Origin of the sequence: Halovivax gelatinilyticus, assembly GCF_024300625.1 — an archaeon.
GTDB classification, from domain to species: domain Archaea; phylum Halobacteriota; class Halobacteria; order Halobacteriales; family Natrialbaceae; genus Halovivax; species Halovivax gelatinilyticus.
This window is the reverse complement of the sequence record NZ_CP101322.1, coordinates 1,069,072-1,081,383: the sequence shown is the minus strand read 5'-3', so window position 1 is coordinate 1,081,383 and position 12,312 is coordinate 1,069,072. Positions and strand designations below refer to the sequence as shown.

General features: G+C 59.8%; 11 protein-coding genes, 1 tRNA gene and 1 pseudogene. 7 read left to right on the top strand and 6 right to left on the bottom strand.

Annotated features, from left to right (window positions below):
- Positions 1-53: 53 nt before the first annotated feature.
- The 3 genes and pseudogenes from NKH31_RS05240 to NKH31_RS05230 form a co-directional block, all read left to right on the top strand.
- Complete coding sequence (locus tag NKH31_RS05240) at positions 54-740, top strand: DUF7504 family protein (RefSeq protein WP_254864086.1); 687 nt, start codon at positions 54-56, stop codon at positions 738-740.
- A 65-nt stretch (positions 741-805) separates the two neighbouring features.
- A tRNA-Pro gene (locus tag NKH31_RS05235) sits at positions 806-878 on the top strand.
- 164 nt (positions 879-1,042) lie between these two features.
- Positions 1,043-1,375, top strand: a pseudogene (locus NKH31_RS05230) (DUF7845 domain-containing protein); the annotation flags it as partial.
- Between the two features lie 529 nt (positions 1,376-1,904).
- Here NKH31_RS05230 and NKH31_RS05225 read toward each other — a convergent pair.
- Positions 1,905-2,735 carry a hypothetical protein gene (locus tag NKH31_RS05225; protein WP_254864084.1) on the bottom strand — a complete coding sequence of 277 codons (831 nt, stop codon included), beginning with the start codon at positions 2,733-2,735 and terminating at the stop codon, positions 1,905-1,907.
- Positions 2,736-4,352: 1,617 nt separating this feature from the next.
- Between NKH31_RS05225 and NKH31_RS05220 the strand changes: the two genes are divergently transcribed.
- A complete protein-coding gene (locus NKH31_RS05220) occupies positions 4,353-4,574 on the top strand; it encodes a hypothetical protein (RefSeq protein ID WP_254864083.1) in 222 nt (73 codons plus the stop codon).
- 23 nt (positions 4,575-4,597) lie between these two features.
- On the opposite strand, the gene NKH31_RS05215 is transcribed toward NKH31_RS05220, so the two are convergent.
- The 3 genes from NKH31_RS05215 to NKH31_RS05205 all read right to left on the bottom strand — a co-directional run bounded on the left by NKH31_RS05215 (position 4,598) and on the right by NKH31_RS05205 (position 6,491).
- Positions 4,598-5,113: a GNAT family N-acetyltransferase gene (locus NKH31_RS05215; protein WP_254864082.1), complete on the bottom strand. Its 516-nt coding sequence runs from the start codon at positions 5,111-5,113 to the stop codon at positions 4,598-4,600.
- A gap of 76 nt (positions 5,114-5,189) precedes the next feature.
- Positions 5,190-5,636 carry a hypothetical protein gene (locus NKH31_RS05210; RefSeq protein ID WP_254864081.1) on the bottom strand — a complete coding sequence of 149 codons (447 nt, stop codon included), beginning with the start codon at positions 5,634-5,636 and terminating at the stop codon, positions 5,190-5,192.
- 138 nt (positions 5,637-5,774) lie between these two features.
- Positions 5,775-6,491, bottom strand: coding sequence for a glycerophosphodiester phosphodiesterase family protein (locus NKH31_RS05205; RefSeq protein ID WP_254864080.1), 717 nt, complete (start codon positions 6,489-6,491; stop codon positions 5,775-5,777).
- Positions 6,492-6,624: 133 nt separating this feature from the next.
- Here NKH31_RS05205 and NKH31_RS05200 point away from each other — a divergent pair, with 133 nt between their 5' ends.
- The 3 genes from NKH31_RS05200 to NKH31_RS05190 all read left to right on the top strand — a co-directional run bounded on the left by NKH31_RS05200 (position 6,625) and on the right by NKH31_RS05190 (position 11,380).
- Positions 6,625-8,439: a rhomboid family intramembrane serine protease gene (locus NKH31_RS05200; RefSeq protein WP_254864079.1), complete on the top strand. Its 1,815-nt coding sequence runs from the start codon at positions 6,625-6,627 to the stop codon at positions 8,437-8,439.
- Between the two features lie 186 nt (positions 8,440-8,625).
- The gene (gene ddfA, locus NKH31_RS05195; RefSeq protein WP_254864078.1) at positions 8,626-8,907 is read left to right on the top strand and encodes a DdfA family disk-determining factor; all 282 of its coding nucleotides are present in this window, start codon (positions 8,626-8,628) and stop codon (positions 8,905-8,907) included.
- A 268-nt stretch (positions 8,908-9,175) separates the two neighbouring features.
- The gene (locus NKH31_RS05190; protein ID WP_254864077.1) at positions 9,176-11,380 is read left to right on the top strand and encodes a (Fe-S)-binding protein; all 2,205 of its coding nucleotides are present in this window, start codon (positions 9,176-9,178) and stop codon (positions 11,378-11,380) included.
- Here NKH31_RS05190 and NKH31_RS05185 read toward each other — a convergent pair whose 3' ends face one another.
- Positions 11,381-11,812 carry a type II toxin-antitoxin system VapC family toxin gene (locus tag NKH31_RS05185; protein WP_254864076.1) on the bottom strand — a complete coding sequence of 144 codons (432 nt, stop codon included), beginning with the start codon at positions 11,810-11,812 and terminating at the stop codon, positions 11,381-11,383.
- Positions 11,809-12,087, bottom strand: coding sequence for a hypothetical protein (locus tag NKH31_RS05180; RefSeq protein WP_254864075.1), 279 nt, complete (start codon positions 12,085-12,087; stop codon positions 11,809-11,811). Before NKH31_RS05180 ends, NKH31_RS05185 begins: the two co-directional genes overlap by 4 nt.
- Between the last annotated feature and the right edge of the window lie 225 nt (positions 12,088-12,312).

Below are 12,312 nucleotides of genomic sequence, written 5' to 3'. Positions count from 1 at the left end.
GTAAAGGACGGACGGATTGAATTACCGTTACGAACGAGAGGCCAGGACCCCCTATGGACGCACTTTCCCCAGACGCGGTCGAGCCGCCGGCGAACGTCCTCTTTCTCCACGATTCGAGGACGCGGACGGACGGCTGTTCGACCATGTGTACACACGACGATCGGACGGCGCTGTTGCAGGTGTCGTTCGCCGGCGACGACGTCGAGCCGGTTCGCGGTCCGGAGACGCACGGCCTGTTGACGGTCGGCGACGTGATCCGGGCCGCCGAAGCGGCCGGCGAACCCGACTTTACGGGACCGGTCGCCGTCGACGTCGTCTCCGATCCGACCGACGTCGCCGCGATCGGCGTCTCCATCAGCAACTTTTGCAAGCAGTGGTACGACCAGCGCATCGGCGTCTGTTTTCACTCGCTCGACGCGCTGTTGCGCCAGACCGACCCGGAGACGATCTTCGAATTCAGTTACTACCTGAACCGGAGACTGGAGAGCGTCGGCGCGCTCGCACACTTTCACCTCGATCCCGCACAGCACCCCGACCGCGTCGTCGCGGCCTTCGGCGAGATCTTCGATCACACGGTCGTCGACGAGAGCGCGAGCGACGCCCTGCCGGAGGCGACCGACGACGAGGTGGCCGAACTCCTAGCCGACATCGAGGCGCCCGAGTCGCCCGAGTATCCCTGGGAGCAACACGGCGTCTCCGAGGCCACCGAAGAGGAGATGGAGCGCTTGCTCGGCGGGTGATACACTGTTGCACGCCCGCCAGACAAACGAAACCCTTTACGCCCTCGCCCCGGAACGATGTGTACGGGACCGTGGGTTAGTCTGGTATACTTCGGGCCTTGGGTGCCCGTGACCGCGGTTCAAATCCGCGCGGTCCCACTTATCTCGCCGCGAGCACATTCGCGAGCAGCAGCCATCTGATTAGCGCGGATTTGAATTAGACGAGTCGCAGCGCCCGAACGGAGTGAGGGAGACCGTCTCGGCGTGGTTCACAATCCGTGCGGTCCCATATTGATGCTGCGAGCAAACACGCGAGCACGCTCGCGATCGACAGCTACGCCGACCGGATGCAGTCGATTATGGGGATGGCCGATCACATCGCCGACTGCTCGCCGTTTCAGAAGTGGCTCGCGAAGAACGGCGCTGAAATCGAGTTCGACGAACACGGTGAACCCGAGCGGATGCGGATCGACGGGATTCTCTCGATGCTGAAATCCGATAGCTTCGAGACTGCCCAGGAGATCGCGAGCGAAGCACTGTACAAGTGGACGCGGTCAGGGAACGATCCGCTCCCGCTGCGACGAACGTTGATGACCTGGCAGACGTCAAGCGGCGATACTGAAACGGGCTACGTGGGCGCCGTCGCCGATCGCTGAAACGACCCTCGTAGTGGCTACGCTGGTTTGAGACTTATTTTCAGAAAGTAGACTTTCACCCGTTACGGATAGTCACAACTCCGTTTGTGTTCGGGCGGTGGGCATGGGCTCGACCGCGCCGATCGCGCCGCGACCGCATCGGGGTCGTTTCGCGCTTCGCGCGAACGCCCCCTTGGGGGGTGTCCCCAAGGGGACAGAGCCAAAAAATTACACCGCCCCCGCCCCGCCGCCGCAGATCTCCACCCGAAACGCATGGTCCACATGAAGCATGCGAAACAGCGGTTGGTGGAAAGCTAATCTCGATTGCTACGAGGGTTTATACGAGGTGACGAGTTCAGGAGTGGGTATGCCACATCCACAAGATTATTTTCTAATCGTCTATGCGTTAGCCGGTGTTGCCCTTGAACACAAAGGGTCTGACACAGAAACTCGGGCATTGAGTATTGCAAGCAAGATTGCGGAACAGCACGGTCTCACAGCGCAAGAGGCTATACTCCAACTAGACTTGGGTTGCAACTATTTTTAGAATTTAGAGAGAGCCTAGATAGGCTGTTGATGCAACAACAACGAAATAGCCATATCTCACCTTTACACTTGTTAACTGTCCAAATCTTGCATTACCATGTCTAGAAAACCAGAACTCCAAAACACCCAGTAATGGTAACCCTGCCAATGCGACTACAATTAGTTGCAGAAGCACTTGGTCTAAAAACAACATTGCCACAGTTCCAACCGCCAGTAACAGTATTATCACTAATGCCAATAATGCTGCCAAAACCGCAATCTTCTCTGCAATGCCAATTGTTGAGCGGTCTTCCTGTTCTCTAACGTCCTCAAATTCATCTGGGAGTCCGTCCTTGTCAACAAGAGATAAAAATAGTGCACTTTTCACCATATAATTCCCTAATGAAAGCTCTCCAGCCTTATTATATGTCTGGATCGCCGTCCACAGCATAAAATCCCGGTAAAGGAATTCGTATAGGCCAACTGTAATATATGGGATTGTGAAAAGGAACAACGGTAGAGCTATCCAATAATTCAGGCCAACAAAGATGGATAGTAAATCAATCAAAAATATGGATAGGTATACCAATCCGAAGGCGGATATGAAGAATATTAAAAATAGAGTAGACGACAGTATCGGTTCTTGTACAGCAAAATCGTTCTCAAGTGCCATTCTCCGAAGCATAGTTAATAATAACATGGACAGAGCTCCGATTGCGGAGAGCGTGTCAAGAATTGGAGATACTCCTGATACCGCAATTAGCGTAGATGCCATTACACCTGCAAATATAATTTCGAATTCGACCCCTTTCGAGGGGCCCCATTCAAAGACCTCCCCAGGATCAATTTCGTTCATAGATCTAACTGGTAGTGTTGACAGAATACTCTATTGGTGATCCCCCTGAGATCGCGGCTCGACGAATACCGTTTCACGAATATTTACACGAACGCGGGATCGGAATTTGCATGTTGCCCGCCGCTCGATTGGCTAAGGCTAAGGTCCCAAAGTAACCGCCTCGCCTCAGCACCGCGCAGCGGAAACTGAGGGGGACCGGATCGCTCCGCGACCCTACGAGCCCGGAGATCGCGCGATAATTCTGGGGTATTATTAGAAGTCGGTAATTATTAGTTGGCAGATGAATGTGTCTGACATCTCCAAAGTATTGGAAAGTAAAACAGAAATACTGTTCTTGGTCGTTCCGGTGATGCTCATGTACGTTTTCCACCTTTCTGCCGATCTAAAATTTCTACTGTTAGGGATTCTATCGATGTTTTTTCCAGCAATAACTTTAGTCCACGAATATTATTCAGATGAGTCAAGGGTTTTTGTTGAAACTGGTGGAGGCGTATTAGAGTGGGATCTATTTTTCATCACTTCCGTTTTAATTTACATCGTATCGTACCCAATCGGTCTATTTTCATTATATACTCGGATGGATAATGGGGATCTATTGACTGTAATGCTGTTTTCAATAGTCACTTTTCTAACAATACTTGGTTTTTGCTGGGGCATGTTTCAACACTGTACACAAGAGTTTCATGAAGAGTCCTAAGAAAATCAATGATCACCGCGTCCCCTCGGGGTCGCGCCTCGACGAATACCGTTTCACGAATATGCACACGAACGGAGAATCTCCGTGTGCATGTTGCGCGCCGATTGAGGCCATCGGGTCCGCCACTTCGCGGATAGACTTTCAGAATACCCCCGAGTATGGTTATGGGTCGGTTTCGGTAAGTCGAAAAACTAGGATATCGGGAACCGTGTGCACGAATCAGACCGGACGGAGATGATGCGTATCCAACGGACGGGATGGATTGAGCAGCCGAATTCTCGGGTGAATTAATTCTGACCGATAAAGAACGAATTCTGGGGGTATGACATGCTAATTCATTACACACCATCTCTAACCCGCTTCGATTATTTCCGAAATCGCCCGAAATCGATAAGTAGGGGGCCTGCTATGGGTGAATTGGCAGGTATACCACTTCGATCATCGTCACTAGCCAATTGACACATCACCCTGCCAAAAAGCACCCTACTACCGGTGTCACGGGTCCCCCCGTTACATCGGTTTTCTGTGGTCCGTCAACACTTACCGTCGAGTAGAACACTCACTCACCCGTTCACACAGCGTGATTCCACCGAATCATCCACCCTCTACCCAAGAAAAATACACCAGCCACTCGACACCATTAAATATATAATGTCCAACGACAATTAGTCGAACGGAAGCCACGCTCCGTACTGACGCGGGGACATGCGCACGAGCGATCTCCTGCGCAGAAATGTCCCGGGTGTCCTAGCACCCGAGACGTGGTTTCCAAATCCATGACCGGATTTGTCAACCATGATTGCGTACAAACGCCCGAGACAAAAAGGTCTCGCACGCCTGCGGTACCGTCAGCAAACGCTCTACCCGGAAATTCGGCTAGAATCTACCCCCGGCAGTCCACCCCACCAGGAGGCCGCCTGATGACCGACCCCGGCCCGCCCGATCGGCCCACCTGCTATCGCTGTGGCGACGCCCTCGACCTCGCCCACTGGGCGACCATCGCGGCCTCACACTCCGACAAGACCGACCGCTACCGGGACGTCTCGACGCGAATCTGTCTCGATTGTCTCGCCGGGATCGGGCTCCTCGAACTCACCGACGACCCGCGCGAGCGATCGACCCGTCGACGACGGCGAGCGTAGAAAAGACCCTCCCGGTGTCCGGCTCACTCCACGTCGGCGACCATCGTGTGCGATATCGGCTCGAAGCCGAGCGCGTCGTAGAACGCGAGCGCGCGGTCGTTCCCGACGTCGACCTCGAGTTTCAGTTCGGAACAGCCACACTCCCGCGCCCGACGCTTCGCGCGATCGACCAACTCGTTGGCCAGGCCGGTTCCGCGAGCCTCCTCGCGGACGTAGATGTCGCAGATGAGGAGGCGATCCGGTCGGTCGAACGTGGACGGGCACGCGTCGACCTCCGTCGCGACGAAGCCGACGAACTCGCCGTCCGTCTCGGCGATCGCGTCACCGCGGTCCGACCCCTCGACGGCGATCCAGGTTCGAAATTCGTCGGATTCGAGCCGGCCGAGCTGAAAGTCGAGTTCCTCGGAACCGATGTCCGCGTCGTCGCTGAGAGCGAACCCCTCGACGATCGTCTCGAGTTCGCGGTTGTACGGCATCCAGAGATCTTCGAGAAAGCGCCGAACGGCGTCCTCGTCGGCGGGGAGTCGTCGCAATTCCATGTTCGAACCTGCGAGACCGACGACTTGTAACTGTCGTCCTCGATTCCATTGGTCGGCTCTCGTGCGGATCGTCGCCCTAGTCGGCCGATTCGACGACGACGTCGAGCGTCCGATCGTCCGCGATGACGATATCGGTCTCGACGGATTCCGGCCCCCAGCCCGTCTCCGTCAGGCGGTCGATGATCGCCTCGTTCGGGAGGTCGACCGTCTCGCCGACGGCCGAAATCTCGAGCGAGTACGCCCCGCGCCGTTTGATCCACGGGCCGCCGAGGTACCGCTCGTCCGGCGGGCGTTCCCCGCCGGCCGGCCCGATTTCGTCGTCCCGTTCGTAGAACACCGCCCCGTCTTCGTACACCAGGACCGAGACCGACGCGGGCTCGTCGGAGCGGTTGACCGCCCGAATGTCCATGTCGAGGTGGTTTCGACTCGCGTACCGCGACCAGCCGTACGCGCCGGTACCGAGGAGCGACCCGCCGGCGAGGGCGCCGAGGGCGAGCGTTCGGCGGCGCGTGGTGAGGACCATGGCGAATTGTACTCGAATCGAATAGTTGAATTTGCCGGATTCTTCGAGCCAAATTGACGCTCGGCAGACGGTCGGGCGCATCTCGTTCGTCGATCACATGCGTACCAAAAAACGACACGACCGGCCGCGCTGACCGCTTTAGGGGCGAATTTCCTCGAAGATGACGTTGTCGACGTACGGATCGACCCGACGGCGGTCGCGTTCGTCGCGTATCGTCCAGGCGAGTACGGGAATTCCGACCCGTCGGTGGAGCGACACCGGCCAGTACGGGAGGGCGTTGTGTTCGTACGCGACGACGTCGGGCCGGCTGTACCAGGTGCCGAGCAGCCGCTTCGCGGCGGCTTTCTGATACCACGGGAGGGCGGGACGCCCTTCGAACGCGCAGGCGAGTTGGACGCGAGGCCAGTCGGGTCGACGACGTCTGATCGCCGCCAGCGAGCGCGGGTCGAACGACTGGACGGCGAACGGTCCGTCGTAGCGATCGAGTCGGTCGATCACGGCCGATTCGACCGGCCCGGGCGTACCGGCGTGCTTACACTCCACCAGGACCGGGACGCGGCCGTCGATCGACTCGAGCGCGGCTTCGAGTCTGGGGATGCGTTCGTCGGTTCCGTCCAGCCGAAGGGATCGGATCGTCTCCCAGGAAACCGCGTCGACCGGCTCCGTCCGGTCGGTCAACCGGGAGAGCGTTCGATCGTGAAAGACCACGGGAACGCCGTCTTCGGTCAGCCGCACGTCGAGTTCGACGGGGTAGCGCTTCGCAACGGCGGCGTCGAACGCGGCGAGCGAATTTTCGGGCCGCCCCGGCGCGTGCAGTCCGCGATGAGCGATGGGCCGCTCGCGGAGCCACTCCATGGTCGACCGAAAGAACGCGCGAGACCGTAGGTGTTCAGATTCGACGACCCGGGCCGACCGAGACGGGACCGCGATTCCCGCGGGGGACTTCGTTCCAGAACAATTAGGCCGCTCGTCTCCCAACGCTTCGAAAATGGTATTCTCTCTCACGCGTCTCGCCCTCGCCGTCGCGTTCGTCGTCGGGCTCGCGTTCGTCGTCTCGATCGCGGACACGAAACGGTGGCGCACCCGATTAGAACGGCGCCTTCTCTACGGCGTTCCGTGGGGGACGGCGCTGACGGTCGCGATCCTCGTCGCGTTCTTCCTGTTCGTCCAGCGAGGGCTCTGGAATCCGGACGATCCGCTCACCGTAGCCTTCGTCTCGTGGTCGTACTTCTACCCGACGGGCATGGCGACCGCCGGCATCGCCCACGGTTCGACGGCTCACCTCGCTTCGAACGCCACGGCGACGATCGTCTTCGGGGCGCTCGCCGAGTACGCCTGGGGCCACTACCCCGACGGTGATCGCGACCGATCGTCTCTCCGCTCGAATCCGTGGGTTCGCGCCCTCGTCGCCGTCCCGCTCGTCCTCTTCGCGGTCGCCTTTCTCACCGCGTTCTTCTCGCTCGGTCCCGGGCTCGGCTTCTCCGGGGCCGTCTACGCCCTCATCGGGTTCACCGTCGTCGTGACGCCGCGACTCGCGATCGGGGCGGTCGTCGCCACCTCCGCGCTCTCCGTGCTCGTCGACGCGGTTTCCAACCCGATCGTCCGGGAGGGGATCGAGACGGGCGCGCCGGAGCCACCGGGCTGGGCGGGCGTCGGCTTTCACGCGCACCTGCTCGGCTTTCTCGTCGGCATCGTCCTGGCGATCGCGTTGCTCCGTCGACGGGATCGCCTCCCCCGGCCGTCTGCGGTGTTTGCGGCGGTCGCGCTGGTCGGACTGGTCCAGTCCGTCTGGCTCCTCGTCTGGTCCGGGGGCGACGACGTCTACACGCTCTACCGCGGGGCGGGCGTCATCTTCCTGATCGCGCTCTCGATCCTCGTCACGATCGCCGTCGCGGGCAGCGAGCGGCCGATCCCGCGCCCGCTCTCGGTACTTCCCTGGGCGCCGTCTAGACGGGCGCTCGCGGCCGCGTGGTTCGGCGTCCTCACCCTGGTGACGTTGCTGTTTCTCGCTACCGCTATCTTCGTCGATGGAGCCGGATTCGTCGTGGCCGTCCTCCTCGTCGGCTACGGGTTGCTCGTTCTGCCGGCGCTTCCGCCGTTGCTGCCCGAGCGCGTTGCGAGCGGGCCGATCGGTCGTCGCCGGGCCGCGTTCACCGGCCTCGTTGCGTTCACCGTCGTCGTCGCGCTCGTTGGCGTTCCCTACGGCCTCACGCTCGTCGGCGACGACGTTCCCGGCTCCGGCGGCGTCGACGTCGGCGACTTCACGGTCACCTACGAGGAAAATGCGACGATCGATCGAACGCTGCTCGCGTTCCCAGAGAGCGAGACGGAGACGACCCACGACGGCGTGCTCGTCGTCAGTGACGATCGCGAGCTGTTCACGGTCGCAGAGCGTGCCGAGAGACTCGAACACGACCGTACCGCCACGGTCGTCGTCGGCGGGCTCGGCTGGTACGAGTCGGTCGACGTCGAACGGACGGGGTGGGACGTACTCGGAAACGAGACCGCCTACGCCGTCGACCTGACTCACGACGGCGAGACGACCCGTTCGTTCACCTCCGAGCCGGCGACCGCGGACGCGACGATCGACGATCACACCATCTCGATCGTCCCGACCGACGAATCGTTCGAGATTCGACTCGACGCGAACGGATCGACGATCGGGGCCGTCCCAGTACCCGACGCGGGTGAGGATGAACGGATTGAATCGTTCGAGTTTCGAACACAATCTGAGAATAACACCGTGAAACTGTACGCAACTCTCGCTGGAACGACGGTTCAACTGGCCGAAGAAGCGTCCTGATCCCACAATTCGTCCGTTTTCATCGGCCGGGGAAACGGTACTGGATATTGACTCATTACCCGCCTCATCTTTCGTGATGATCTTGTTCAAGCGCCAGTTTCGTTAATAACCAATGGAGTCGGTAACCGGCCTTTATTTTGTACACATCGTGGGGATTTTTATGGTGGGTGTGGTTCCGTACAGTGTATGACGGGGGAGTTTGGGGTACGAATTGTCACCGAAGTTGCCGAACGTGAAGGGGTCGATCCGACGATGCTTCGACCGCCACTTCACGACGTAATCGATCCGGAAGCACTCGAGGCGCTCTTCGCACCGACGCCGACGAGCGATCGAACCGCGGGGGGATCGGTCACCTTCGCGTATTGCGGATACGACGTGACCGTTGCCGCGGATGGAACGATATCCGTCTCGGAAATCGCGCCGTCTCACGACGGGGTCGAGATAAATCGGGGAACGGCCGTCGAATAGCGCCACGAGTCGGCGCCCGGATGTGCACGGGGTCCGTAGCGGAGCATCTATCGTCACGAATCCGGGGTGATCGCCGGGATATTGACTCACACATATCCGGAGCCGTAACCGGGTGATGAACCACCACGAATCCAGGTTCGCACTCGGGGAACACGCCGTCACGTATCGGTGTCGAAACTGTAAACACAGTTTGAATTCTTGGACGACGTGAGCCTGCTCGCGGTCGAGTGTGACAAGAGTTAAGGTGGTACTCTTCGGGTGTTAGCACATGTTTGGGCCCCTCGACGTGGCGATGACGCTCGATACGAGCGAGGCGACCCGGGAAACGTACTGGGGGATCACCTCGACGGAGTACGCGATATTCTACCTCCTGACGACGATCACGCTCCTGGTCTTCGGATTCGGCGTCTATCGTCGCTTCACTCGATACGCTCGCGGCGACGACGATCAGTTCCCGCGGATCGACGAACTCGGTCGGCGAATCGTTCGCGGGACGAAGATCGTCTTCTCGAACGAGAAGCAGTTCAACCGGGACCTCTACGGCGGGCTGATGCACGCGTTCATCATGTGGGGCTTTCTGACGCTGTTCATCGCGACGCTCATCATCTTCGTCGACGGCTACGCCTGGGTGCCGGTCGTCGGCGACTCCTTCTGGATCGGCGACTTCTATCTCTCCTATCAGTTCATCGTCGACGCGATGGGGCTGTTGTTCGTCGTCGGGATCGGGATGGCGATCTACCGTCGCTACTGGGTCGCAAATCGGCGGCTCCTGGATCGCCACACTTCCAGCGAGGACGACGTCTTCATCTGGACGCTCTTCTTCCTCGGCGTGGGTGGCTTCCTCCTGGAGGGGCTTCGCATCTACTCCATGGGAACGCCCGAATTCGAGCGCGTGAGCTTCGTCGGCTACGCGCTCGCGCTGGTCTTCGACGCGATGGCGCTTCCGATCCTCGGGGCCGAAGAAGCCGGATTGAACGGCGGCGGCCTCAACGCCGAGAACCTCCACTGGCTCGCCTGGTGGAGCCACTCGCTGCTCGCGTTCTTCTTCATCGCGTGGATTCCGTACGCGAAGCCGTTTCACATGATCTCGTCGTTCGCGAACGTCGTAACCCGGGACGAGATGGCCGGCGCTCGCCTCCCGAACGTCCCGTCCGACCTCGACGCGACCAACGCCGAATCCATCGACGACTTCACCTGGAAGGAGATGCTCGACCAGGACGCCTGTACCAAGTGCGGCCGGTGTTCGGCCGCCTGCCCGGCGAAGGCCTCCGACCGACCGCTCGATCCGCGAAACGTTATTCTCGACCTCAAAGCGTACCGGGAGGACCTAGACGTCGGCGGCGAGGAGAAGCCGATCATCGCCGACGGCGGGGGCGTCATCGACACCGAGACGATGGAGTCGTGTATGGCCTGTATGGCCTGCATGGACGCCTGTCCCGTCGAAATCGAGCACTTGAAGAGCTTCACGCGACTCAACCGCCAGATGACCGACCAGGGCGACGTCCGCTCGTCGATGCAAGACGTCTTCCAGAACGTCATGCAAGACGGCAACACCTTCGGCGACAGTCCTCGCGATCGCGCGGCCTGGGCCGACGAACTCGAGTTCGACCTCGCGGACGCCCGCGAAGAGGACGTCGAGTACCTCTGGTACGTCGGCGACTACCCGAGCTACGACGAGCGCAACAAGCAGGTCGCCCGCTCGCTCGCGACGATCCTGCAGGAAGCCGACGTCAGCTTCGGTATCATGTTCGAAGACGAGAAGTACGACGGCAACGACATCCGCCGCGTCGGCGAGGAGTTCCTCTACGTCGAACTCGCCGGCCACCACGTCGAGACCTGGGAGGACTGTTCCTTCGAGAAGATCGTCTGTACGGACCCACACTCCTACAACACGTTCAAAAACGAGTATCCGGAGCTCGACTTCGAGGAGTTCGCCGACGATCCGATGATGCCGTTCGAGTACACCGACGAGTGGAACGAAAACGGCGAGATCGACGTCCTCCACTGGACGCAGGCGATCGAGGAACTGGTCACCGAGGGCAAACTCGACCTGCGCGGGGACGAACTCGAGTACACCGTCACCTACCACGATCCGTGTCACCTGGGCCGGTACAACGACGAGTACGAAGCACCGCGGGAACTCATCCGGGCGACCGGCGCCGACCTCCACGAGATGCCGCGCAACCGTGCCGACTCGTTCTGCTGTGGCGGCGGCGGGGGCGGCCTCTGGATGGACTTCGAGGAGGAACCGAAACCGAGCGAAGAGCGCCTCCGGGAGGCCCTGGAGGACACCGAAGCCGGCGCGGCCGTCGAGAAGTTCGTCGTCGCCTGCCCGATGTGCATGACGATGTACGAGGACGGTCGCAAGACCGGCGGCTTCGAAGACGCCATCGAGATCGTCGACGTCGCGGAGCTGCTGATCGAGGCGCTGGGGAAGACGGAAAAAGCGAAGATCGAGGTCGCGGCCGACTGATTACAGCGTCGTCGGATCGATCCGCTCTACGAGTCCGTCAAAATCGTCGTCGAAACTACACACCGCGTCGATTCCGTGTCGCTCGACGAGCGCGATCGAGCTCGCGTCCGTGAAACTGAGCGACTGATCCGCGTATTTCTCGAACGTCTCTAGCGTCCGATCGAAGGTGTCACGAGTGACCCAGAGCGTCTCGATACCACCAGGCCGGTCGCCCGCCCCGAGAATTCGCTGTCCCAACGCCCAGGCCGCCTCGAACGTTCCGGCCCGTTTGCGAGTCAGCGTGATGGCTTCGTCGATCACGTAGTCGCTGGTGTACGGTTGTCCAAATTTACCGGAGAGAATGCGGCGCATGACGGCGGTCGCCTCGTCGTGACGAGTCGCGCTCGCGTCGTGTTGAGCGAAGAAAACGCCCGTATCGATGAAGATACTCATCGCCCGTAGAGAACGTCGTCGATGTCGTCCTCGTTCGTTTCGATCCCTGAATCGATCGTATCGGAGAGCCAGCGGTCGATTTCCTTCTCTGGGAGGCCCTCGAACTCGTCTCGAAACGAATCGATCACCGTCTCCGTCGATGCGTGCGTCCCGGTTACGATTCGTTCGAGTAACTCCTGTTGTGTGACGTTTCGACCGGTCTCGAGCCGGATCTCGGCCTGTAACTCTTCCAATCGGGATTTCGTGGTGTCCGTAACTTTGACTGATGTGGTCATAGGAGCTAGTAGCGTCTTCTACTGGGAAAACGTTTCTCCCTCCCGAACCGGCCAGATACTACGATTGGAATTGGGCTTCGTCAGCTCGCACCCGCACCGAAATGGGGCGACGCTGCCCGCGGACGAACCCCGTTAGCCGATTAACTGACGTACTGTCAATACGATCGGTGTCAACGGCGTATCGCCGATTTCACCTGGCCCCTTCCGTGTAATCGGGCAAGCGAG

Bases quoted from the DNA above. Each gene is read 5' to 3' on its own strand.
- NKH31_RS05240 (WP_254864086.1), top strand. From the start codon at position 54: ATGGACGCACTTTCCCCAGACGCGGTCGAGCCGCCGGCGAACGTCCTC.
- NKH31_RS05225 (WP_254864084.1), bottom strand. From the start codon at position 2,735: ATGAACGAAATTGATCCTGGGGAGGTCTTTGAATGGGGCCCCTCGAAA.
- NKH31_RS05220 (WP_254864083.1), top strand. From the start codon at position 4,353: ATGACCGACCCCGGCCCGCCCGATCGGCCCACCTGCTATCGCTGTGGC.
- NKH31_RS05215 (WP_254864082.1), bottom strand. From the start codon at position 5,113: ATGGAATTGCGACGACTCCCCGCCGACGAGGACGCCGTTCGGCGCTTT.
- NKH31_RS05210 (WP_254864081.1), bottom strand. From the start codon at position 5,636: ATGGTCCTCACCACGCGCCGCCGAACGCTCGCCCTCGGCGCCCTCGCC.
- NKH31_RS05205 (WP_254864080.1), bottom strand. From the start codon at position 6,491: ATGGAGTGGCTCCGCGAGCGGCCCATCGCTCATCGCGGACTGCACGCG.
- NKH31_RS05200 (WP_254864079.1), top strand. From the start codon at position 6,625: ATGGTATTCTCTCTCACGCGTCTCGCCCTCGCCGTCGCGTTCGTCGTC.
- ddfA (WP_254864078.1), top strand. From the start codon at position 8,626: ATGACGGGGGAGTTTGGGGTACGAATTGTCACCGAAGTTGCCGAACGT.
- NKH31_RS05190 (WP_254864077.1), top strand. From the start codon at position 9,176: ATGTTTGGGCCCCTCGACGTGGCGATGACGCTCGATACGAGCGAGGCG.
- NKH31_RS05185 (WP_254864076.1), bottom strand. From the start codon at position 11,812: ATGAGTATCTTCATCGATACGGGCGTTTTCTTCGCTCAACACGACGCG.
- NKH31_RS05180 (WP_254864075.1), bottom strand. From the start codon at position 12,087: ATGACCACATCAGTCAAAGTTACGGACACCACGAAATCCCGATTGGAA.